General features: G+C 48.5%; 21 protein-coding genes. 8 read left to right on the top strand and 13 right to left on the bottom strand.

The window, feature by feature from the left end; all coding sequences use genetic code 11:
* Complete coding sequence (locus tag M0415_RS11915) at positions 1-1,620, top strand: PepSY-associated TM helix domain-containing protein (RefSeq protein WP_249553406.1); 1,620 nt, start codon at positions 1-3, stop codon at positions 1,618-1,620.
* Between the two features lie 52 nt (positions 1,621-1,672).
* On the opposite strand, the gene M0415_RS11910 is transcribed toward M0415_RS11915, so the two are convergent.
* Entirely contained in the window at positions 1,673-2,845 is a 1,173-nt protein-coding gene (locus tag M0415_RS11910; RefSeq protein ID WP_249553408.1) for an MFS transporter, read from the bottom strand.
* A 218-nt stretch (positions 2,846-3,063) separates the two neighbouring features.
* A complete protein-coding gene (locus M0415_RS11905) occupies positions 3,064-4,107 on the bottom strand; it encodes a sensor domain-containing diguanylate cyclase (protein WP_249553410.1) in 1,044 nt (347 codons plus the stop codon).
* 654 nt (positions 4,108-4,761) lie between these two features.
* On the opposite strand from M0415_RS11905, the gene M0415_RS11900 reads away from it, so the two are divergent.
* The gene (locus M0415_RS11900; protein ID WP_088211888.1) at positions 4,762-6,162 is read left to right on the top strand and encodes a DASS family sodium-coupled anion symporter; all 1,401 of its coding nucleotides are present in this window, start codon (positions 4,762-4,764) and stop codon (positions 6,160-6,162) included.
* A gap of 68 nt (positions 6,163-6,230) precedes the next feature.
* Here M0415_RS11900 and trxC read toward each other — a convergent pair whose 3' ends face one another.
* The gene (gene trxC / locus M0415_RS11895; RefSeq protein WP_249553412.1) at positions 6,231-6,653 is read right to left on the bottom strand and encodes a thioredoxin TrxC; all 423 of its coding nucleotides are present in this window, start codon (positions 6,651-6,653) and stop codon (positions 6,231-6,233) included.
* A gap of 189 nt (positions 6,654-6,842) precedes the next feature.
* Here trxC and M0415_RS11890 point away from each other — a divergent pair, with 189 nt between their 5' ends.
* Entirely contained in the window at positions 6,843-7,178 is a 336-nt protein-coding gene (locus tag M0415_RS11890; protein WP_249553414.1) for an FKBP-type peptidyl-prolyl cis-trans isomerase, read from the top strand.
* 153 nt (positions 7,179-7,331) lie between these two features.
* Positions 7,332-8,318, top strand: a complete 987-nt coding sequence (locus M0415_RS11885; protein ID WP_249553416.1) for a diguanylate cyclase domain-containing protein — start codon at positions 7,332-7,334, stop codon at positions 8,316-8,318.
* A gap of 45 nt (positions 8,319-8,363) precedes the next feature.
* Here the strand turns inward: M0415_RS11885 and M0415_RS11880 are convergent, their stop codons facing one another.
* The 5 genes from M0415_RS11880 to M0415_RS11865 form a co-directional block, all read right to left on the bottom strand.
* The gene (locus tag M0415_RS11880; RefSeq protein ID WP_249553418.1) at positions 8,364-8,762 is read right to left on the bottom strand and encodes a DUF1850 domain-containing protein; all 399 of its coding nucleotides are present in this window, start codon (positions 8,760-8,762) and stop codon (positions 8,364-8,366) included.
* A 33-nt stretch (positions 8,763-8,795) separates the two neighbouring features.
* A complete protein-coding gene (locus M0415_RS11875) occupies positions 8,796-10,829 on the bottom strand; it encodes a TRAP transporter permease (protein ID WP_249553420.1) in 2,034 nt (677 codons plus the stop codon).
* A gap of 107 nt (positions 10,830-10,936) precedes the next feature.
* Positions 10,937-11,893, bottom strand: coding sequence for a TAXI family TRAP transporter solute-binding subunit (locus M0415_RS11870; protein ID WP_011627359.1), 957 nt, complete (start codon positions 11,891-11,893; stop codon positions 10,937-10,939).
* A 493-nt stretch (positions 11,894-12,386) separates the two neighbouring features.
* On the bottom strand, positions 12,387-12,509 hold the full coding sequence (locus M0415_RS21460) for a hypothetical protein (RefSeq protein ID WP_039978852.1): 123 nt from the start codon (positions 12,507-12,509) through the stop codon (positions 12,387-12,389).
* Positions 12,510-12,822: 313 nt separating this feature from the next.
* Positions 12,823-14,316, bottom strand: coding sequence for a helicase HerA-like domain-containing protein (locus tag M0415_RS11865; protein ID WP_249553422.1), 1,494 nt, complete (start codon positions 14,314-14,316; stop codon positions 12,823-12,825).
* Positions 14,317-14,509: 193 nt separating this feature from the next.
* On the opposite strand from M0415_RS11865, the gene M0415_RS11860 reads away from it, so the two are divergent.
* Genes M0415_RS11860 through M0415_RS11845 form a run of 4 tightly spaced genes read left to right on the top strand, consistent with a single transcriptional unit; the run spans position 14,510 to position 16,544 of the window.
* On the top strand, positions 14,510-14,743 hold the full coding sequence (locus M0415_RS11860; protein ID WP_249553424.1) for a hypothetical protein: 234 nt from the start codon (positions 14,510-14,512) through the stop codon (positions 14,741-14,743).
* 11 nt (positions 14,744-14,754) lie between these two features.
* Positions 14,755-15,180 carry an NfeD family protein gene (locus M0415_RS11855; RefSeq protein ID WP_011621267.1) on the top strand — a complete coding sequence of 142 codons (426 nt, stop codon included), beginning with the start codon at positions 14,755-14,757 and terminating at the stop codon, positions 15,178-15,180.
* A 47-nt stretch (positions 15,181-15,227) separates the two neighbouring features.
* Positions 15,228-16,106, top strand: coding sequence for a KPN_02809 family neutral zinc metallopeptidase (gene ypfJ / locus M0415_RS11850; protein WP_011715671.1), 879 nt, complete (start codon positions 15,228-15,230; stop codon positions 16,104-16,106).
* Positions 16,107-16,136: 30 nt separating this feature from the next.
* On the top strand, positions 16,137-16,544 hold the full coding sequence (locus M0415_RS11845) for an NUDIX hydrolase (RefSeq protein WP_249553426.1): 408 nt from the start codon (positions 16,137-16,139) through the stop codon (positions 16,542-16,544).
* A 290-nt stretch (positions 16,545-16,834) separates the two neighbouring features.
* On the opposite strand, the gene M0415_RS11840 is transcribed toward M0415_RS11845, so the two are convergent.
* The 5 genes from M0415_RS11840 to M0415_RS11820 form a co-directional block, all read right to left on the bottom strand.
* Positions 16,835-17,173, bottom strand: coding sequence for a DUF2314 domain-containing protein (locus M0415_RS11840; protein ID WP_249553428.1), 339 nt, complete (start codon positions 17,171-17,173; stop codon positions 16,835-16,837).
* Between the two features lie 655 nt (positions 17,174-17,828).
* Positions 17,829-18,416 carry a hypothetical protein gene (locus M0415_RS11835; protein WP_249553429.1) on the bottom strand — a complete coding sequence of 196 codons (588 nt, stop codon included), beginning with the start codon at positions 18,414-18,416 and terminating at the stop codon, positions 17,829-17,831.
* A 477-nt stretch (positions 18,417-18,893) separates the two neighbouring features.
* Positions 18,894-19,229 carry a hypothetical protein gene (locus M0415_RS11830; RefSeq protein ID WP_249553431.1) on the bottom strand — a complete coding sequence of 112 codons (336 nt, stop codon included), beginning with the start codon at positions 19,227-19,229 and terminating at the stop codon, positions 18,894-18,896.
* A gap of 640 nt (positions 19,230-19,869) precedes the next feature.
* Positions 19,870-21,840, bottom strand: a complete 1,971-nt coding sequence (locus M0415_RS11825) for a hypothetical protein (RefSeq protein WP_249553433.1) — start codon at positions 21,838-21,840, stop codon at positions 19,870-19,872.
* Between the two features lie 242 nt (positions 21,841-22,082).
* On the bottom strand, positions 22,083-23,003 hold the full coding sequence (locus tag M0415_RS11820) for a response regulator (RefSeq protein ID WP_249553435.1): 921 nt from the start codon (positions 23,001-23,003) through the stop codon (positions 22,083-22,085).
* Positions 23,004-23,034 lie beyond the last annotated feature (31 nt).

Raw genomic sequence — 23,034 nt, 5'->3', positions numbered from 1 at the left:
ATGAAAGTTCGCAGTGATGTGTTACGGGTGTATCAGTCTATCCATATTTGGACTGGGATCATCGCCGGAATAGTGTTGTTTATCGGTTTTTATGCCGGATCGCTCACTATGTTTAAAGGTGCGATTGACGCTTGGTCAATGCCGCCCTCTGTGACTTTGCCGCAAGTCTCTGCTGATAGGCTCGATGAGTTAGTGTTGCAGGTGTTAGCGCGGGACGATAAGGCGAAAAATGGCTTTAGTTTGCATTTGAATGATGAACATCAGTCGCCGATGACTTGGTATCAGCAGGGCTCGGAGCGTGAACTCAGCATGAGCAACCAGCTTTGGCATGCTAGCCTCGACGAGCAGGGACAATTAGTGACTCAACTGAGTACCCCAAGCGAGCTGGCCGAGCTGATTGACCAATTACACCGCACTGCGGGGATTGCCGGTGAAGTGGGTCACGATCAAGCGGGCGTCTATGTGCTCGGCGTCGCCGCCTTCTTATACTTCTTGGCGCTGGTTTCTGGAGTGATTTTCTTACTGCCCACCTTAACTAAAAGCTTTTTCGCCCTACGTAAAGATAAGGGCGAGAGTCGTTTCTGGCTCGATGCCCACAACTTAGTCGGCATCACTAGTTTGCCATTTCATCTGGTGATCAGTTTGACCGTGATAGTGTTTGCCTTCCATGATCAGCTTTATGATGGGCTTAAGCATATGGTTTATGGTGAAAAACCATTATTTGCCCAGCCAGCGCCCGACAGAACGCCTTACACTCTCGCCGATTTACCTAAGATCACAACCGTTCTAGCAAAGGTGCAGGAGTTGGCGCCCGAGTATCAAGTGCATGAAATGACCTTTATGAACTTGAATAATCCCCGTGCGACCTTACGTTTAGGCTTATATAACCCCAATGGTTTTATGCGTGGGCCAGTCACCGACTACTTATACATGCACCCTTATAATCTGAAAGTGTCGAATAGCACGATTGATGCGAGTGAAAATGGCATTTGGGCCAGATCGGTCGCGGTATTCTTTGGACTGCATTTTGGCAGTTATGGGGGCGACCTCGGGCGTTGGGTATATTTCTTCTTAGGCTTGAGCGGCGCCTTCTTATTTTATAGTGGTAATTTGCTGTGGCTGGAAAAGCGACGTAAAAAACAGGCTAGTGAGCAGACCCGCGCCAGTCGGTTAATGGCGAGCGCCACCGTGGGGATTTGCTTGGGTTCGGTTGCCGCTCTGGCGGTGAGCATGCTGCTGGGCAAATGGTTTTACGCGCATGTGAGTAATATTAATCATATTTACCTGTGGCTGTATTATCTGGTGTTCGCTGCCTTAGTGGCTTATGCCTTCTGGCGCGGCGCGGCGAGGGCGGCGCTACTGATTTTACCTCTGTGCGCCTTAGCGACTTTGGCCATGCCTATTACTTCTATGATTGGGCTGTTAGTGCCAAGTTTAGGCTTATGGGCGCCCCATTCGTTGGCAACGCTTGGAGTCGATCTGGTGGCGCTCGCCTTTAGTTGTGTGTTCTATTATGGATACCGACTGACGCGCCAGCGCGTGTTCAACGGCCCGCAGGACAGTGTCTGGGCCATTCCCTGCGCTGAGCCAGTAACTGAGTTAAGGCAACAAACTTCCTAATAAAATGGGCGCCCTTATCTGCGCCCATTTTTATTCACTCGGCCAACCAGCACTAAGCTTTTGCCGTCGGTAAGCGGGGTTTGCTCCGTAGCAGTAAGTGCGCGCCAAGATAACCAAAGGTCAGCACAAAGCTTGCGGCTAAGTAGAGTAGCAAGCCATGTTCGATATGATTAAAGCGACTGGCGGCAACCGGGCCAATAACCGAACCGACGGAATAACTGAGCAACATAATCTGGGTTGCAGACACAATTTGACTGCTGGGCAGATGATCGCAGGCCAGACTGATGGCGATAGGGTAGAGGGCAAAGGCGCAGGCGCCCAGCAACACAAAGCCTAGCCAGAGTCCAACAAGGGATTTTTGCGTCAGTAAGAAGAGTGCCGCAGCGCCAATTAAGCAGAAGGCGGCCATTAAGGCACTCTTCTGGAAGCGTGGAGATAAATAGCTCACCAAGGGCTGAACTATCATGCCGCCCATAATGATTAACGCCATAAATTGCCCCGTCTGCTGGGCAAATCCCATGTCCTGCGACACATACACAGGCAATAGGCCGTAAATGGGGCCGAGTAATAATCCCGAAACTAAACAACCGACCACGGCGGGTTTACTCAGGTTTTTAAGATCTGACAGGGCAATCGAGTGTTGCTCGCTCGATTGCGGCTGACCACGCTTGACTAATAACGCGGGCAAACTGGCGGCGGCCAGTAAACCTATCACCACTAAATAGGGGAGGTTGCCCGTGGTACCTAAATAATCGACCGCGAGTTGTCCAATTGCCGTACCACCGTAGAGGGCGGTCATATAAAGTCCTAAGCGTTTGGCCCGCTGTTTTTGGGTATCGGCCATTAGCAACCAAGACTCGACAACCACAAAAATCCCCGCCACGGCGAGGCCCGCGACCAAACGGGCGGCTAACCAAACGCTGCTCTGTGGTAGCAAAACCATCACCACAACGCTGCACAATAAGACATTCAAAAACAGAATAAAGGCTTTACTGTGGCCGATGCGTGCCACTATGGGGGCGATACAAGGTGCGCCCAATAATAAGCCTAAGTAGAAAATACTCGCGAGCCACGGCGCGAGATCGAGACTGAGTTCAAAGTAACTGAGGGAGAGCGGGATCAAACTCATCAAATAGCCCGAGGCGAGGGCAAATAGGCTTAAGCCTGCTACAGGCACAAACAGCCCAGGCTTTTGAGTCGATGGCGTTAACGCGATATTTTCCACTGGCGGTACCAAAACAGGTAAAAAAATAAACAGAAGGAGATTACGGGCGCGACTTTAGGCCGAATGTTGTGCAGGGTAAAGTGAGTTAGATTGACTGAGATGGTGAATAATTTTTGTGTTTATTATTCATAGAGATAATGAGTTTTAAATGTTACCAACTTGCAGTTTTATTGTGCGTTTTTTCTGCAAAGGATTTATAACGTCCCTGTTATTTACCTTTATGCCTGCGCACTGTTAAACATGAGCACGCGATTTCTGCCAGCGGGTTTGGCTTGGTAGAGCGCCTTATCCGAGCGCCTCAGCAAGGATTCTGGGGTATTGTCATGAATGTGCATTGCGGTAAACCCAATGCTCACGCTCACACTGATAGGTATGCCATCGTAATCCATCGCGGCGAGGGCGATCGCTTCCCTGATATCGTTAAAAAACCGCAAGGGCTCATACTCGCTTTGCTCGGGGAAGATAATCGCAAACTCCTCACCGCCAATGCGAAAGAATTTCCCCGGGCTAGTCATCATAGTTTCGGAAATAGCGACGATGCGCTGCAACACATAGTCGCCTGCACTATGACCAAATTGGTCATTCAACATCTTAAAATGGTCAATATCCATCAAGCCAAAGAAAAACGATTGGCCATTTTCATGGAACTCGGTAATGGCTTGGCGGATTTTTTGAGTAAACACCCGTCGATTGGCGGCGCCAGTCAGGTGATCGGTCGAGGCAAGGTATTCGAGTTCTTTCAGTTGTAGTCGCAGGCTAATATTAAGCCCAATCCAATTGGCTAAGCATTGCAACTCTATGGCATGTAACTCACTGTAATAGGATGATTTCTTATGAGCGACATTGAGCGTGCCTAGGCAGACATCGCCATAAAGCAGCGGTGCATCCATACAGGTTTGCATGCCGTGTTGCGCCAGCATGATGCAGTCCAGTTCGGTGGATTTATCTAATTCATCGCAGATGAGTACCGTCTTTTCCGTGAAGGCGCGACCCACAAGGGTATTGGCGATAGGTACCCTGAAATCGAGCGGGATCGCTTTGTTACCACGGATGGAATAGATTTTGAGAAAGTTGGCGTCGTCCCTCAAGGTAATGCTGGCCCTTTCGGCATCAAACAGTTGGTAGAGCCATTGGGAAACGGTATCGAGTACTTCTTGAAGTGAATTCGCCACTGCGAGCGCTTGCACAAACTCGACAGGAAGGCAGATCTGATGTCCCTGGGCGTTATCAGATAAGTCTAAAGGGTTGAATCTTCTTTCCATACTTATGCCCCTTAAAGCCTTTGGCTATTTAAAGCGATATTTTAAATACCCAATTGAGGTTCAAACTGAAATATAAGTGGAGTTGGCAACCTCTGCAATCTTTGTTGAATTTTGGTTAAATCTTGACCGGCTGTTATGCGCTGTGTGCGAGCCGGAATTGAAGATCGCTATGGGTGATTTACTCACCATAGTTTTGTTGCAAAGTGATTAGTGGCGACCCGAACAAATGCACGACAAGCGATACATGTTGTTTGAATGTAATTAAATCGATAGTGATGCTGTTAATGGTTTGTCGATATGTTTATCTGTAATTTCGTTCATACGGTCGATATTGTGGTTTTAACTACTGTTATTAAGGTTAAATTCAGCCTTTATCACTTGGTGTAAAACTGAAGTTTGACATGGGTCACAGTTTTAAACATTTATTCAGTTACAGCTTTATCTGTCTTTTGCTCAAATTTTATCCGTTTGAAAATTATGTACATAAGTTCAGATCAAAAACAGGTGATTTTTATCTCGAAAATGGCGTTTGTGCGCCTTTTGTCAGCAGTATTTGTGGTTGCTGGGTAGCAAAACAACAAAATAAACTGCTTTGACTAGTGTGACCTATGCCCTAAATTTGCCTAAAAAAATAATGGTATGAAGGTTGTCACCATGTCCTTAGAGCAATCAAAGTCTGTTCCCCCCAATCATTCGTCCGCGAATGTCGGGCTTGAAAAGAAAAAAATGCTGATCTTAGTCGCGGATATTTTGCTGCTATTTGCGCTGTATTACGGTTTACCCTTTGACCAAGGGGTCAATACGGGTCTGGCTATCTTAGTGTTCGCCGCTATCTTGTGGTTAACCGAAGCGATTCACATCAGTATCACGGCGATTTTAGTGCCTATTTTGGCGGTATTCTTTGGGGTGTTTGAAACCAAAGAAGCCATGAGTAACTTTGCCAATCCGATTATCTATTTGTTTTTCGGTGGCTTTGTACTTGCGGCGGCGCTGCACCATCAAAAGATCGATACTTTGATCGCGCAAAAACTCCTGCTGGCCTCCAAAGGTAAACTCAGCATTGCCTGTTTAATGCTGTTTGGGGTAACGGCGCTGTTGTCTATGTGGATCAGTAACACTGCCACCACGGCGATGATGTTGCCACTCGCGCTGGGGATTTTGCAGCAACTCGATCGCAAGCTATACCACAGCACTTATGTATTCCTGTTATTGGGTATTGCCTATTCCGCGAACATCGGCGGTATTGGTACCTTAGTCGGCAGCCCGCCAAACGCGATTGCCGCGGCACAGGTGGGGCTGAGCTTTAGCGATTGGCTGAAGTTTGGGATCCCAACCGTGATCTTAATGTTGCCTATGATGCTGCTGGCGCTCTATTGGTACTTTAAGCCAGATTTATCGGCTAAGTGCGAGTTGGCGGTTGAAGATCAAAAGCTGACCTTCCAAGGCAAACTGACGTTGGTTATCTTTCTCGCAACCGTTTGTTGCTGGATTTTCAGTGTGCCACTGGCAAAAGCGCTCGGCGGAATTACACAATTTGATACCGTCGTTGCACTCGGTGCGGTCGTGCTGCTGGCGGGTTTAGGACTGGTGGGTTGGAAGAAGATTGAATCGACTACAGATTGGGGCGTGTTGATCCTCTTCGGTGGCGGTTTGACCTTGAGTGCCGTGCTCAAAAGCACTGGTACCAGCGTGTTCCTCGCGCACTGGATGACGGATATTTTTGGCAGCACCCATATGTCACTGTTCGTGTTTGCGGTGATCGCCTTTGTGGTGATGCTGACCGAGTTTGCCAGTAATACCGCGAGCGCGGCGCTGTTAGTGCCGGTATTTGCGGCGATTGCCGAAGCATTAGGAGTATCCCCTGTGATGCTCTCCGTGCTGATTGGTATTGCAGCCTCCTGCGCCTTTATGTTGCCAGTGGCGACGCCGCCTAATGCGATTGTTTATGGCTCTGGCCATATCAAGCAGTCGGAAATGGTGCGAGTGGGCATGATAATTAACTTCCTCAGCATGATAGTGCTGGGCATTATTGCTCACACCTTCTGGGAAGTGTAAACGCGCCTGATTCATTCAAATAAAATACCCAGCTAGGCTGGGTATTTTTATGGGCGAAACTATAGATTCTAGCTATAACTCTGCAGCCATTGGTCGAGCGCCGACTTGGGTAAGGCGCCCGCTTGCTGGGCGATAACATGCCCCTGTTTGAATATCATTAGCGTAGGGATAGAGCGGATCCCAAATTGTGCCGCCAGTGCCTGTTGCTCCTCAGTATTAATCTTGCCGAAGCGAAATTGTGGTTCCCATGCTTTTGCCGCCGCCGAAAAGGTGGGCGCAAAGCTTTTGCAGGGGCCGCACCAGCTGGCCCAAAAATCGACAACGAGTGGCAACTCTGACTTGTGAGCGTGATTGATAAAATTGGCGCTCGTGAGCTCAATGGGCGCCGCCGCAAACAGATTTTGTTTACATTTGCCGCAGGTCGGCTGCTCAGTTAACCGCTCTTGGGGCACGCGGTTTAAGGTGTCACAGTGGGGGCAGGCAATAATCATGGAATGGCTCCTTAGCTCAATGCATGCTGTAGATATTGGGGCGCTGCGGCAAATTTAAAGGGAGGTAAAGACGTATCTAAACCTGCGCCACAAAATGGATGAGCTGCACCGACAAGCTCGGCTAGCTATGTTAGAATAGGCGCTTTGATCAATCACTTGAATATAAGTGACGGCGAAGAGATTAATTAAATGACTGAATTAGAAGTTGTCGATCTGATTATCGGCGAAGGAAAAGAAGCCGTAAAAGGCGCGTTGATCACCACTCAATACCGCGGTTTTTTGCAGGATGGCACTCAGTTCGATTCCTCCTCTGACCGTGGTCAGGCATTTCAATGCGTGATCGGTACTGGCCGTGTGATTAAAGGCTGGGATCAAGGACTGATGGGCATGAAGGTTGGTGGTAAACGTAAGTTATTTGTTCCCGCGCATTTAGCCTACGGCGAGCGCCAAATTGGTGCCCATATCAAGCCGAATTCGGACCTCACCTTTGAGATTGAATTGCTTGAAGTGCTCACCCGCGATTAAGCGTAACGCGTTGAAGATGGGGTCAGCATTTGGCTGACTCCTTTTACGCGGCTTGCGCTCTCCCTTTTGGCTTTATCCTTTTTACTATGTCCCTTCAGCATGAACTGTTTTACACTGGACGAAAATTCCCCAATTTAATGACAGAGATTTTTCGTGGTAGCGGATTCTGCAGCACAAATAAAGCAACTTCAGGCCGAAATCGCCGAGCTTAAACGTGAAAATGCGCGGTTAACGGCGCTCAATAATCGTGCCGAAGAAAAACTCTTTGCCGCCCTCGATGGCAATGGCTTGTGTTTGTGGGAGCAACATGTTCCCAGTGGCAATCTCACTCTGTTCAATGTGAAGTGGGGCGAACTGCTCGGCTTTAGCCGCGAGGAGCTTCGCGCCCATGTCGACAGCTGGAAAAGCAAACTTCATCCAGATGATAAAGACTGGGTAATCAAAGCCTTTGAAGACCATGTGAATGGCAAGGCCGATTATTATCAGGTCGTGCACCGTATGCTGCACAAAGATGGCAGCATTACTTGGGTGTCGGATCGTGGCCGCATTGTTGAGCGTCTCCCCGATGGCACGCCGCTGCGGATGATGGGCAGCCATATCGATATCACTCAAGAAAAGCGCTACGAGCTGGATTTAGCCCGCCTAGCCCATAGCGATCCACTCACGAACCTGATGAATCGCCAAGCTATCGCCAAGGCCTTCGATGAATTATTGCAACCCGGCCAGCGCGGGGCGTTATTCTTTATCGATCTTGATGGTTTTAAAGCTTTGAATGATCACCATGGTCACAAGTTTGGCGACAACTTATTGGTGCACGTGGCGCATTCCTTAGTAGAGCATTCGGGCGCGCAGGCGAAGATCGCGCGGCTCGGCGGGGACGAGTTTGTGATTGTCCTGCCCACTTCGCATACCGAAGCCTTAGGCATGCTCGCGCAATCCTTACTGGATGTTTATCGACAGCGTTTCTTGCTCGATGGCTGTGAAGTGGCGATTAGCTTGAGTATCGGTATCGATATTTTTGAGTACGGCGAGCGTTTTACCCAAAGCTGCGATCGCGCCGATGCGGCTATGTATCGTATTAAACATCAAGGGAAAAACGGCTACAGCTTCTCACGGAATGAGAGTACTATTGACCGCTAATGGGCGGCGGACGCGCCTTGCTTGCGCGCCCTCCTACTGTGATATTTACAGCTCACAGCCCCACACCTCAACGGCGGCATCTTGTTTGTTCGGTGGACCAATCCAATGACTCATGGCTTGGCATTGCGCCTCTCCTGAAGCCCGAGTGAAGCACAGCTCAAAATCCCCCGCCTCGGGTGTGCGCCCTAAGCGTAAACTCGGCAGCATGGGCAGCTTAGGTTGATAATGCCAACTGCCATTGCTAAACACTGCATCATCGGGGATTTCCATTCCCGCCCCCGTGCCTTTGACTCTGGCTTCTGTGAGCCGTAATCCTTGAGTGGTGACTCGATAGTCTTCTTCCCAGCGGATTTTTTCTATGCTGTGATTCCATGCTAGGGTGAACTGCTCTGTGGGCACTTGTGCCCACAGTGTGCCCGCTAGGCCTAAACATAGACCTAGCATCTTATTGCCTTACCTTTGCATACGCTCAAAACCTTACCCCTGCTCGGCAAGACGTTTCAGTTTGCGCGCTCTTAGGCTGTGCTGCACGATAAAGAGTAGCGCCAGTCCAAAGCCGATTTCATCACTGAGCGGTGTCGCAAGGATTAAACTGGCTCCGGCGAGGAAGCCGATAACGCGTTCCCACCAATAGAGCTTTTGCAGTAAGAAACCGGTAAAGATCACGCCCCAGATACCAATGCCCACGGTGGCTTTTAATATCACAAAGCCGATGGCAAGCCAGCTATCGCTTTGCAGCATTAGTGCTGGGTCGTAAACCGCCATAAAAGGGATCACAAAGCCTGCGATGGCGATGCGAATCGCCCATAGACTGATCTTCAGTCCCGATTCTTTTGCGATTGGCGCGGCGGCAAAGCAGGCCAAGGCGACGGGAGGCGTGAGGTCGGCCATAATCCCAAAGTAAAACACAAACATATGGGAGACGATCAGCGGCACACCTAAGTCCAGCAGGGCAGGTGCGGCAATCGAGCTGGTGATAATGTAGTTAGGGATACTCGGGATACCCATACCTAACACCATACAAGTCAGCATAGTTAACACCAGTGAGAGGAAGAGGTTATCTTGACCGACGGCGAGGATGTAACTGGCGAAGGTTGAGGCAATCCCCGTCAGTGAGACGATACCGATAATCACCCCAACCAGGGCGCAGGCTATCCCCACGGGCACCGCATGGCGAGCACCATCGACTAAGGCGTGCAGGCAGATGATCAGGGTATCTTTGCCCCCTTTGATAAACCAACAGACAGCAACCAGTAAGGCGATAACCCCAAAGACGACGGCGATACCCATCTGGAAGAAGCCAGCACACAACACCCCAAGGGCAATCCAAAAGGCGAAGCGCATCGCATTAGAAGGTAGGCGAAGCACAATCGCAGAGCCTAAGATCACTATCGAAGTCAGTGCTAAACCGACCATGCCAGAGAACAGCGGCGTACGACCCGAAAACAGCAAGTAAATCAAAATAAACAGCGGGATCAGCAGGTACCAGCGATCCTTCACTGCTGCCCAGGGATCGGGACATTGGTCCTTGGGTAAGCCACAGAGATTGGCGCGTTTTGCCTCCAGATGCACCATCCAGAACACTGAGCTGAAATACAATAATGCGGGGATTAACGCCGCTTTGGCGATTTCAATAAACGGCACGTTAATGGTTTCGGCCATGATAAAGGCCACCGCGCCCATGATGGGCGGCATAATCTGGCTACCCATACTGGAGGTGGCTTCTACACCGCCAGCAAAGGCGGGGCGGTAGCCGAAGCGTTTCATCAAGGGGATGGTAAATTGCCCCGTGGTCACCACGTTGGCGACACCCGAGCCCGTGATTGTGCCCATCATAGCCGAAGAAACCACGGCCACTTTCGCCGGGCCGCCGAGTTTATGGCCGAATAATCCCATCGCAAAATCGGTAAACAGACGGATCATTCCCGCCTGCTCTAAAAAGGCGCCAAACAAAATAAACAGAAAGATATAGGTGGCCGACACATAGGTTGGTGTGCCGTAGAGGCCCTCGGTACCGAAGGATAACTGATTGATAATTTGATCAACGCCGTAGCCGCGGTGCATTAAGTCACCGGGGAGATATTGGCCGAATAAGCCGTAGGCCAAGAAAATACAGCAGATAATCGGCAGTGCCCAGCCCATTACCCGCCGCGCGGCTTCAAACACTAAGACAATCAACACTACGCCTATCACCATATCGGCATCGGTGAGTTCACCCGAGCGTTGGATCAAATCGGCCTCAAAAAACCATTGGTAGGCGGCCGTTGCCATGCCCGCAAGGCCAAGCACCCAGCCCAAGGGTTGCCAAGGGCGAGACTTACCCACCGCTGGATAACTTAAAAATACGATTAACAGTAAAAAGCCCACATGGGTTGCCCGCAATACTTGGGTCGATACGGGATGAAAGGCGGCGGTAATGATTTGAAAAATGGAGAAAACTAGCGCCGTATAAAACAGTGCCTTGGGCCAGTCACTGGTCTTAGCGCCTAGTCCTTGTTCGGAATCGCTCATATTTATGCCTCACAGCATTAGACTACAGAGGGCGACGCAGCACTTGAGTGACGCTATCACTCAAGTGCTTAGGTGAAAAACGGGTCGCACAGATTGAGGTTACACCCTTAGAGTGCGCCAACTTCTTTGAAATAACGCTCAGCACCTGGGTGCAGTGGCGCAGGTAGGTTTTTGGTGGCCTTGTCTAATTGAATGGCTTTCGCCGCTGAGTGGGCGTTGCCGAGGCGGTCTAAATGCTCAAACATCAGTTTGGTCATCTGATAGGCTAAATCGTCAGACACACCCGCTTGAGTCACAAACAGGTTTTGAATCGCAACCGTAGAGACATCGGCGGTTTGGCCTTCGTAGGTGGCTGCTGGGATCACCCCATGTTGGTAGGCTGGGTTATTGATCTTGCCGATCACATCTTCGGGAATTTCCACAAAGTTGATTGGCATAGTCGCGGCTAAATCGCGGATCGCCGCCATACCTAAACCCGAGGATTGTAGGGTCGCGTCTAACTGACGGTTTTTAATCAGCTCGACCGATTCGGCATAGGGTAAAAATTCCACTTTGCCCATGTCTTCGTAGCTTAAACCCGCGGCTTTAAAAATTGCGCGCGCGTTGAGTTCAGTGCCCGACTTAGGCGCACCGACAGAAATACGTTTACCTTTCAAATCGGCTAAGGTTTTGATGCCAGATTCCTTATTGGCCACAATTTGAATGTAGTTAGGGTAAGCGGCTGCGAGCACGCGCACCTTGTCTAATGGCTTTTTAAAGCCGGCATCGGCATCGCCTTGATAGGCTGCAGCCACCGAGTCGCCTAAGGCTAAGGCCAATTCCCCACGACCCGCTTGCAGCAAGTTGAGGTTTTCAACCGAGGCTTTAGTGGCTTGCACCGAGGTTTTAGCGCCTTCAATGCCTGAGCCATAGAGCTGCGACAGTGCCACACCAATGGGGTAATACACGCCACTGGTGCCGCCAGTTAAGATATTGATAAAGGCAGGTGCGGCCGCCATTGAGGCGGCGCTGAGTGAGAGTGTTAATGCTGCGCCAACGGCGATAAAACGTTTGTTGATTTTCATGCTGAAATATCCTTATTTTTTATTGTGTTATATAGGGTAAGGTAAATCGGACTGTTTGATTGCTACTTTAGTATCACTACTTATATACCCAAATCTGCTCAAAATACAGGCTTTGACACGAGTTTATATGCAGTCTAAATCGTGACTTATGAGGCTTATCGTCAATATTCCACTAGGGCTAGCGAGCGTCGGGTGCTGTGATGGCTAAAATGGAATAAGCTGATAAATCGGTAACTTAGCTGCGATTGTGGTTCTGGGTGATCTAGGTAAATAAAACCTTAGCAAAAGACTCAAGCAATGTGCATGTTGCTTTAGTCTAGGTGACATTTTCTGTTAAGGGCTTAGGCTAATTAAATCATCACCTTATTGATAACTGAATCTGTGTTGTTTGCGGGATTAATAACCAATAACCGAGAGCGAGCCAATAAAAAGGGCTAACCGCAGTTAACCCTTAATTGTTGATATTGGAGGCGCACCCTAAAGTGCCACAATATTATTTAACGTTATCGAGGAGACCTTTAGACGCATTTTTGGCGTGTTTTGCGGCACGTTTTTCCTTCATCGTCATTAACGGCTTTTTCTTGGCCTCTTTGCGATTTTTTTGCTCTTTACTCATAGCTAACTCCATGTACTTTCAGTGGTTGTTCATCAGGCTAATCATGTAAGCCATTTGCGTAAAACCCGTTCCATGATGTCCTGATTAAAACGAAACGATTAAACTCGAATTACACCATTTTTAAATCACAACTATTTAAAACTATTGGTAAATTACTTGAATTTATTTGCCTCTCTGAGCGGTACTCGCAAAATAATCTTATCACCTAAATCCTAACTAAGATCCACTCACTACTTAGAATAATTCACGCTAATGGTAGTGCCAATGTGTATATAAAATATGCGGTTTAGCGCACGGTTTTAGCCCTGCACCGTTACCTGCGGGTCGACTTGCCGAGTATGCCGCCGAGTAGTCCGCGCAATATTTGTTTGCCGAGTTGATTACCCACGGTTCGAGCCGCTTGTTTAGAGAGTGTCTCGGCTAACCCTTGGCGGCGTTTATTGCCAAAAATCAGTTCACTAAACCAGCCCTGTTCAGCCTCTTGGGTAGCGGGCGTATTCGCCGTTTTCGAGCTAGTGGCGCCATTGGCCGCTTCGGCGTGCCGCTGATTGAGTCGCTCGTAGGCGGACTCTCGGTTGATTAAGGTATCGTACTTACCACCAATGGGGCTCTTGGCACGAATGGCGCTTAACTCCTCTGGGCTTGCTGGCCCCATACGACAGCGAGGCGGCGCAATTAGGGCGCGTTCCACCATAGTGGGCACGCCTTTCTCGGCGAGTGTCGAGACTAAAGCTTCCCCCACGGCGAGTTGTGATATCACCTCACTGACCACCAATTTAGGGTTGGGCACAAAGGTCTCTGCCGCGGTTTTAACGGCTTTTTGATCCCTTGGGGTATACGCCCGAAGGGCATGCTGAATGCGATTACCGAGCTGACCTAAGATCTCATTGGGAATATCGTCAGGGAATTGCGAGCAAAAATACACTCCAACGCCCTTGGAGCGAATAAGCCGCATAATTTGTTCTATGCGTTTAAGCAAACTTGCTGGGCAGCCTTCAAACAATAAGTGCGCCTCATCGATAAAGAAGACTAACTTGGGTTTATCGAGATCGCCGACTTCGGGCAGGTTTTCAAACAGTTCTGATAGCAGCCAGAGTAAGAAGCTGGAGTAGAGGCTAGGGGTCAGGATTAACTTATTGGCAGCTAACAAATTGATAATGCCGCGCCCTTGCAAGTTAGTACGCATCAAGTCTTCGAGTTGTAGCGCAGGCTCGCCGAAAAAGTCTTTGCCACCATCGCGTTCTAAGCCGAGGACCGAACGTTGAATCGCGGCGAGGGATTGGGCGCTGATAAGCCCGTATTTGGCGGAGACCTCTTTACGCTCATCGGCGACTAAGTTGAGCATGGCGCGAAGATCGTCGAGATCGAGTAACAATAAACCTTGGTCATCGGCCAGTTGAAAGACGATATCTAGAATACTGCTTTGGGTGTCATTGAGTTCGAGAATGCGCCCGAGTAAAGTCGGCCCCATCTCACTCACGGTTGTGCGTAAGGGGTGCCCTTGCTCCCCTGCGAGATCCCAGCAAACCAAGGGATTAGCCTCGGTTTGATAATCTTCAATGCCAATTTCGGCCGCCCGCTGCAATAGCTTGTCGTTTGGTGTGCCCGCAACGCCAAGGCCAGAGATATCGCCTTTAATGTCGGTGATAAATACCGGCACACCTTGGCGGGAGAAGCCTTCGGCGAGGGTCATCAGCGAAACGGTTTTGCCCGTCCCCGTGGCACCTGCGATCAGTCCGTGGCGGTTGGCATATTTAAGATTTAAGTGAACCTGTTGCTCACCTTTACCTAAGAGTAGAGTATTCAAGCGCAGTCCTTGTCTTAATTAGCCCCGTGATGAACCAATGGGGCGTCGGTCATTGGTGGATAAAAAAACATCACTCAGTGTTTGCCTTTCGTGGATCTGTGTCAACATGGTTGAGCACATAATCGATACAGCTCAAGTAAAGCTTGCCAATGTTAGCTTGGTTAAGTGTAGCTATTTTGTTGAGGAGCCGAAGATGAAAACCCCTTTGATTATGTTAGTCTTGTCCACATTATTGTTGACCTCTGGCTGTGCGGAGCTGGCCTGTTCCGCCCGGACAGATGTCGACCCCTACGAGCCCATGCTAGATAAACAGCGCTGCGTGGCCGAGGCGGATAAACAGTTGGCAGCCCACGAGAAAGCCAAAAAGGCTGCAGAGGACCTACAGCTTAAAGAAGCTGTCGACAAAGCGATTCAACAACGTCAATAGAAAGGATTGGTATGAAGGGAGCGGGAGGAACACAGGGCGGTATTGGCCAATTTTTTATTGGACTTGCCATGATGTGTGCAGGATTTTATCTGTTGTTCAATGCGATACAGGTCAGTTCCAGTTTTGGACTGGGTTATGGACTCTACCGCATGAATGCCTTTGGGCAGGGATTTTCTATCACCACTGGTATGGTGATGCTGCCGTTTATCCTCGGGATAGTGATGGTGTTTTTTGATGCCAAGACCAAGCTCGGTTGGCTGCTCACCTTAGGCTCCTTAGTCGCCTTAATTGTCGGCGTAATAAGCTCGATTCAGTTTCACTTTAGGGCCATGTCGGCCTTCGATTTGATCGTGATTTTAGTGTTAGCCTTTGGTGGGCTCGGGCTGTTTTTGCGCTCGTTAAAAGCGGCGCCCACCGAGCAGAATGATCCCAAATAACGGCTACACTGAAATCTAGCTCCCATACCCATAGCCTAGGAAATCCAATGCGTTGGCGTGACAGTGACCGCAGCTCCAATATCGAAGACAGACGTGACCAACAGATGGCCTCCGCGGGCGTGCCCAGCGCGCTCCTGCTGCGCTTGCTGCCTTTTCTACTTCGCACCAAAATCGGCCGAGTGATACTGCTGTTGGGCGGACTGTATTTTGCGTTTCAGTATTTTACCGGCGGATTATCCCTAGACCCGAGCAATCAAGCAGGGTTTAGCCAGTCACAATCGGCCAGCAATACCGCGGCTCAAGATGAAAATGCCCAGTTTGTGGCGGCGATCCTCGGCACAACCGAAACTGTTTGGAATCAATTGCTGCAGGGGCGATATGTTGAACCTAAACTGGTGCTTTATCGCAATATGACCTCAACGGGATGCGGTATGGGACAGGCGCAATCGGGGCCTTTCTATTGCCCCGCTGATAGCAAAGTTTATATCGACTTGAGTTTTCTCGAGGAGCTGAAAAAACTCGGGGCGCCGGGGGATTTCGCCTTTGCCTATGTGATTGCCCACGAGGTGGGCCACCATGTGCAGAACTTACTCGGCACCAGCACTAAAGTGCGTCAGGCACAGCAAGCCGCTGGCAAAGCGCAGGCCAATCAATTGAGTGTCGCTCTTGAATTGCAAGCCGACTGTTATGCTGGCGTGTGGGGGCATTATGTCGACAGGCAGCTCAATCTGCTCGAAGCTGGAGATGTAGAAGAAGGCATTGCCGCCGCGAGTGCCGTGGGGGACGATCGCTTGCAAAAAATGGCTGGCCGAGCCGTGCAACCCGAAGCCTTTACCCATGGCAGTTCGGCGGACAGGGTAAAATGGTTTAAGACGGGTTTTGCCTCTGGCAAGCTTGCCAGTTGTAATACCTTTAATCGCAACTAGTGGTACACAGCCTTAGCGTGGGATTGAGACATGGCATTTGAAGATAGGTTTCGGCTCAGTAGCCATGCAGTAATCATTAACGATGCGGGCCAAGTGTTACTCCTTAAGGCTAATTACGGCAATTGCGCCTGGGGCTTACCCGGCGGCGCCTTAGAGCCCGGCGAGACTATTCACGAAGCGCTGCTGCGTGAATGCCAAGAGGAGTTGGGGCTGGCGGTGAACGTCCACTACCTGAGCGGTGTGTATTATCACAGCGCCTATCAATCCCAAGCCTTTATCTTTCGTTGTGAGTTTGCATCTGCCGATGCGGTGATTCGCTTAAGCCATGAACACTCTGAGTTTGCCTTCCATGATATCGACACCCTTAGCGCGGTTCAGCAGCAAAGAGTTAGAGATTGTCTTAATTTCAACGGTGTTGTCGTGAGTGCCAAGTTTTAAGGCTTTGCCAGTCAACTTGGAGTTAATCGGTTTAGGTTTGCGCGATTGGGCTTTTAACCAATGTGCCTTTGGAGCCTAGATTTTTATCCTTGTAAAACCATTCAATTAGGAGGCCTCTATCTCTTGTTTTTTATTAATAAAATCAAATGGTTTAATTCGCGCTTACCCTGTAAAATTTAACAACGGCTGTCTTGATAAACTCCCATATCTCCGAACTTAACAAAAGCAATCTTAATAATTTTTGATAAAAATGAGCAATTTAGCGGCTAGGGGGCATTGTTAGATTACTGTTATTCGTAAATATCTATTACGTGCTTTGGCTGAAACCATACTTCCATACCAGATCGTATTTCTTCCGTGCAGTATGGGTCATTATCAAGTTGCCCTCTATAAATGTTATCGATGCGGCCTTTAACGATAACCCACATACGCTCTACATTTACCTCTTCCATGCCAGCGTCATTCTCAGTAACTATCTGGAAGATGAGCTTTACCAATTGTCCTGTTTTAAGGTTGTTCCTAGCCTCAAAGGAAGGAATCCAGAAAGTGTCTGAATGCTGATGATGAATCGCCTCCCCATCATTGAGTTCCCATCCATCAATTTCTATGCGGGCAAATTTGTCTTCCATAGTGCCTCAGTAATCTAACGTTTAAAGCAAACGCACGGTGCGAGTTTGTAAGGGTTCTTATGCCAGTCTAAATATGTCACTGTTCCCTAAATTGTTTGAGTTTTATAGCCGAAAGCTAGCTTGCCATATATGGGAAGACTTACACAATTACTCAATTATCCATGCTGCAATTCCGAGGGATGGTGTATTCCACTGACTGTTGGGTTGTTTTGGGGGACTTAAAGCATTGAAGAGTTGCGGATCTCCAGTTTCTGCTTGTTGGAGGGGGACAGCCCTAATCCTGTTTGATTTCTTTAATAAAAATAAAACCTAAATCAAAATTAAAGTCGTGGGGCTTCACCCCACCCCCGACCAAGGAGGACTGCTCGTCCTATCCTCCTTGGATGCTCCATGACGCCCCAACGGAGTTGAAAGCCCCTTGTGCTCATAGCCAAATTTGCTATCGCTTCCGAAGGATGCGTCCCTGCACCTGCGAAAGCTAGCTCGCCATCCATGGCGAGACTCACGCAATTTGTCTATTCACCCTGCGGCAACTCCGAGGGGATGGCGTATTCCTTTGATTGTTGAGTTGTCTGTTGGTCAATTAATGCATTGAGGGATTGTGGATGTCTTGTTTCACCCTCAAATTTTCCCATTGACTTGGCTTGTAAAATGGCTACTTTACATCAAGCCAACACTTGTTGAATACAGAACTATTTTTATAAACAACATTAAGCTTGTGAACCACTTTAAACTCATCAATTGGGTGGGGATCTTCTCCAACCATATAAGTTGCTGTTGTTTCAGGAATTAACTTTCCATCTACTTCTACAGCGGCCTCATTATTAAACAGCACACCTTCGAAAAGCTCTTGGTAACCAGCCATGACATGGATTGCTACATTTAACTCTTCGGAGACCAATGCCTTCAATGGAATTTGTAAATTTGACTGGTCAATTATTTCGGCGCCACTTATTTCCATTAATGAGTGAATAATGTGACTTTTGGCTTTAGCTAAATAGTCTTTACTGTCAGACATATTTTTCTTTACAAAGGCAATAGCCATTTCCTTAGAAATAATGACTCGAGTGTTTCCTTGCTTGTAATAAATGGCTGGTCGCGAAAATGAGTTCGCATGATGCAATATTTTTTTGCCTTTTATTGGGTAACTATCAACATCACATGGAGTAATATCTGCCTTCACGCAGGAAGATAATAGGATTACTATAGAAAATATAAGCTTACGCATTTTTATGATATCCATTTAACGCTTGCATTTGCGGCTGCCGAAGCAACGGGTAGGCAGTCCGAGGGAAGCCACGCTTTTTGTGGCTGTAACGAATTTGATGGCCTTGTTAAATGTTGAGCGTAAGCACATGGTTCCGACCTTGATAGACATCTTTTAACCCCGATCTAAGCTCACCGTACTTATTGAAGTCCTTGGGAAAATAAAAATGAGCCGATCGTCCATCTGTCTGAACAATCTGGATTCTCTCTGTGGTGACAAGTCATTCTTTAACGTTGTTGTTGCCATCATTGATTTGGTCGTCACACTCAAAATAAACGTCATCGTCTGGACCTACCTCTGCGGTAAGCCTCCTTTGCCAAAGGACGAACTCACCGTTACACCTCTGAACTGCCACGGTGAGAGCATCATTTTCTACAGTTTCGATTTCGAGCTCGTAGACTTGTGAACATTTAACGCTTGATTAAGCGACAAAAACCACTTTTTTGTCCGTCTTCAATCTTTGGTTATGTCAATTTGCTTCGTATACTTGTATTCACATGAAACAACAGCGCCGCACAAACCGCTAAAAGCAAGCAAAGAAATAGCACTAACCAGACTCCAAATACTCCCAATTATGGCTGCGCCACTAGTATCTGGAGTGCTAAAAGACATTGTCATCCCTCCGCCTAAATCTTTCGTTATTGCTTCTGAACCGAGAAATGGAATAGCTATAATTAGAATAAATGTTGTTAAAAACAACAGGTAACTAAATATTCCCAACAATCTGGTAGCGAAAAGCAAGGGTTTCAAATTCTCCGATTTCAATCTTGAGTATGGGTAAAATTTCATTAAAAGTCCCTTTTAGGATAAAAATGTTCACTACATTGATGACATAACATTTTATTCGTGGGCATGCGCGTTTACCTCGCTAGATTAGTGAAAACGAGCACGGCTAACTATCTGTATGTAAAGAACTTATCAGCTTTCTATCAAATACGCCATCTGGAAAAGCGCGCATGCGCGTTTCCCAAACCTATTATCTACCTAATGGATTATATAAGTGACTAATTTTAATGTTTTTTATTTGAAATGAAAGGAGTTAACGAGCCACCAATTGTTAAATTTTCAGAGTCTAAGCTTGTAAGAAAGGGTTCAGATTACTGTCGGGTTTGGCGAGATTAAGCACTGTCATGAAAGTGACCGTCCGTGACATGGATGTCACGGTCGAGCACACAGGGACGTGCTTGCTGCGTGTCACTGAAATGAAAGTGCTTAATCCTTATTGAAGATAATGAAGAACCTTGTTTCGAAATAAATCAGTATTCTGGTACTTAATAAATTAAATCAGCCATATATGGCTCGTTTTCAGTTGTTCGATTTCGCGTTGTTCGATAGGTAATTGCGGTTTTCGCTAGACTTCATAGTTTTTAGAATAAAAAAATGCCGGACTACGGAAGAACATAGCCCGGCAAAGGGAAGATAGCGTTAGCTATAGGGCGGCTGGGGTTAGCTCGACTAACCAAAGCGATTGGTTATTGCTGGTATCGGTTAAACTCACTAAGGCGCGTTGATTGCCTTGGCAAGATTTGCCTAACAAGGGGCTGATGGTCATCGTCTGACTGCCACTAAAGGCAAAGTGCAGTGTGCCAGCGGTCGTCATATAAAAATCGCTGTTCACTTGGGCATTGCTGGTGACTTCGTTCAGGCTGATTTCGCCAATCACATCCCCCATATCATTCTCGGATACATTCTGCACCAACATGTTATAACGCGCGCCGCATTGGCCATTGGCGAACTCAGTGGTGCAGCGGTTTTGCGTGTCCGTGGCAAAGGTTAAGTCAAATTGCAGCAGGCGATTGACTGTGGCGTCGTAACTAAAGCCTTCGATATCCCGTACCGAGGTGATGCGTCCAAGGCTGGTACCTGCGGCGGAAGAAGGCTTATCGACTAACTCTGTCACAAAACTGCCGACCTTATCTAAGGTAAAAGTGCCGCCGTCTGGGCCATTTTCAGTCGCCATCATCTCGCCCCATTGGCTGGTGCTGATGGACGAAAACTGATGGGCGTCGGCTGACTGGGCATCATAGAGGCCATTAGGGCCGTCGGACTCGACACTGGCGGTAAACTTATAGCCACTGGCATCTTTAACGTAATGACCAAACTCCCCCGATTGCGCTTGGGGTGATTGTCCCTCATAGCTGTCGGAATTGGCTGTATGCACAATGGCATAGGCTTGATTGGGCAGGAAAGTCACAAAGCTGTCGTTATCGGTTTCGGGATCGTACACATGCCAAGTGCCGATTAACGCATCGCTAGCATCTTCAATACGCGTAAGTGTGATGCTTGACGAACCATTGTCGGTGAGGCTGAGTGTGAGGGTGTTGAGGCTTACCATCGCCTTGTTAACGACACTGCTTTCATCGTAGAGACCGCCGGAACCATCGGATTGAGCTATGAGACTCACACTGAAACTACCCGTCACACTGTCCCAAGTGTAATTTCCGTATTCGACCGAGGCTGCGCCCTGATCGCCATCACCCGCATGCTCGTGGATCAATATATAACGGCTATGGTCGATAAAGGTCAGTATGTTGCTTTGACCTTCTCCTTCCGACAGCAGCCAGCTACCTAGCAGCAGATTACGGTTGGAAGTATCGAAATGGTTAAGGGCTTGGGCTTCGCTGATCAGACTCAAACCAGAACCGAGGTTGGCAAAGGCGGTGTTGAGTTGGGTATCAAAATCGGCACTGCTGATATCTAACACAGTATTGGCGAGCAGATCATGGTGTGAGGTCTTGATTTGAATGCCATTCTCGACATCACAGTCCTGATCTAAGGTTTGCAGCAATTGCAGGATATTTACCTTTGTGACCTCATTGCCCGCTGCAATTTCGGTGGGTGTGACGAGTGGCGCGGCAACTGTACTGGGAAATTGAATCGCGCCGACCGAAAAGGTGACTTGTTCCCCCTGTAAGTATTGAAACTCACCAATATCGCTGGTGGTGCCATCGGTTTGGCTGTCGGTTTGATAATGGATCCCGGCGACTGGGCTGTCCCTAAAGATCCCGGTTAATTCGGCATTGGCATTGGTTTCGCAGGTGACGAGGGCGGTTTCGGCATTGCTCTGGCTTAAGGTGCCGCTGCCATTGGCGACGGTACAGGTTTGTGCCGTTGGCTGCGTATTAACGGTAATGGCAAAGCTAACGCCTTCATTCTGCATATTTGAAAATGCAAAGGCCTTATCTGTGCCATCACTTTGAACCGAAAGGGTTTCCACTGTCTGGCCATTGGTTTGTAGGGTGAGTTTTAGGGTGTTGGTCAGCCCTTTTACGGTTCCCTTAATGGCAAACTGCTGGGGTTCAATGGGGCTAGGGTCCTCATCGTCATCATCACTCCCGCCACAGGCGCCGAGCGTGAGACCTAAGAGAATGGGAACAGTGAGTCGATAGATTGGCTTCATTATGTAAATTCCTTTTAGGCTACTGAGTAAATATCAGCAACGATTCGCTATCCCATGGCGGGATGGTCGTCAGTTATCGTTTGGGGCATGAGCGCAAGCAATATGCAGAAGGGATCAGTGGCTGAACCCTGAACAAGATATAAATCCTCGGGAGGGATTTTGTCTTTGAAACTTATTGAATGTTTTTGAAAGTGAATACTATCAATAGATTGAAGTGAAACTTGCTAGAGTCGATCGCGGCTTTACTCCACGCCTTCATCGGCATAACGGATAAGCGGCATCAAGTGTTGATATAAGTCTTCGGCTTCGACGGCAATATCCTGCGCGCCATGTTCCTGGGCTTTTTGTCTTAGCGCCTCGGAGGGCATGATGGTGTAGAGGTAAATGGGCGTGTTGATGCCGCGATCGCGGATAGCCTGCATGAGTTTAAGGCCTGCGAGGGGATCCGAGCCTCTGCCCATATCGGTAATAATGGCATCGTAGCTATATAAACTGAGCAGTGTGAGTGCATCGCTGCTGGTTTTGGTGGTGTAAACCCCAATCTTTTTTTGCTCTAAAAATTGGCGCTCGGCCTGATTATTTTCTGGGTGATCATCGACCCACAATATGCGTGCCTTTACGTTATGCGGCTCGGCCAACACTAATGGGCCGCTGCGTTCGATTTGGTTATAAAAGAGTAGGGCAAGCACTGCGCTCGACAAGATAGCAATCAAGACTAATCCTGGCAGGGTGAAATAGGGCTTTTTTTGCGCGGGTTGAAGTGTATTCGAGTTGGCTGCGCTGGTGGCGTTATCTGTTATTGCGAGTGAGTGGTCTTGAGCGGTAAAACTATTGGCAACGGCATCGGAGCGAATAATGGCGGCGATATCGGGGGAGAGTCTATACCCTCGGCCATGCAAGGTTTGAATAATGGGCACCTTAAGGCCTGCTGACTCGAAGAGTTTGCGGGTATCCGAGATTAATCTTGCGACCGACCAACTGCTCACCACGGTATTGGGCCAAATATGTTCGAGCAAGCAGGCTTGGTCGCAATGGGCGGGATAGGCGTCGATCAACTGTGCGAGTAACAGGATAACGCGCTCGTCGCAGTGGAGCCTTTGGTGGTTGCAGAACAAGGTTCGGTTCTGGGTATCCAACACAAAAGCGTTAAAGCAATAATGCATTCAGGTCCCTTGGCATCGAGTCATACTTTAG

It is taken from the genome of Shewanella sp. 10B (assembly GCF_023475885.1).
Taxonomy (GTDB): Bacteria; Pseudomonadota; Gammaproteobacteria; order Enterobacterales; family Shewanellaceae; genus Shewanella; species Shewanella mangrovisoli.
Note: the sequence above shows the minus strand (reverse complement) of the source record. Positions and strands in the feature narration are given on the sequence as shown.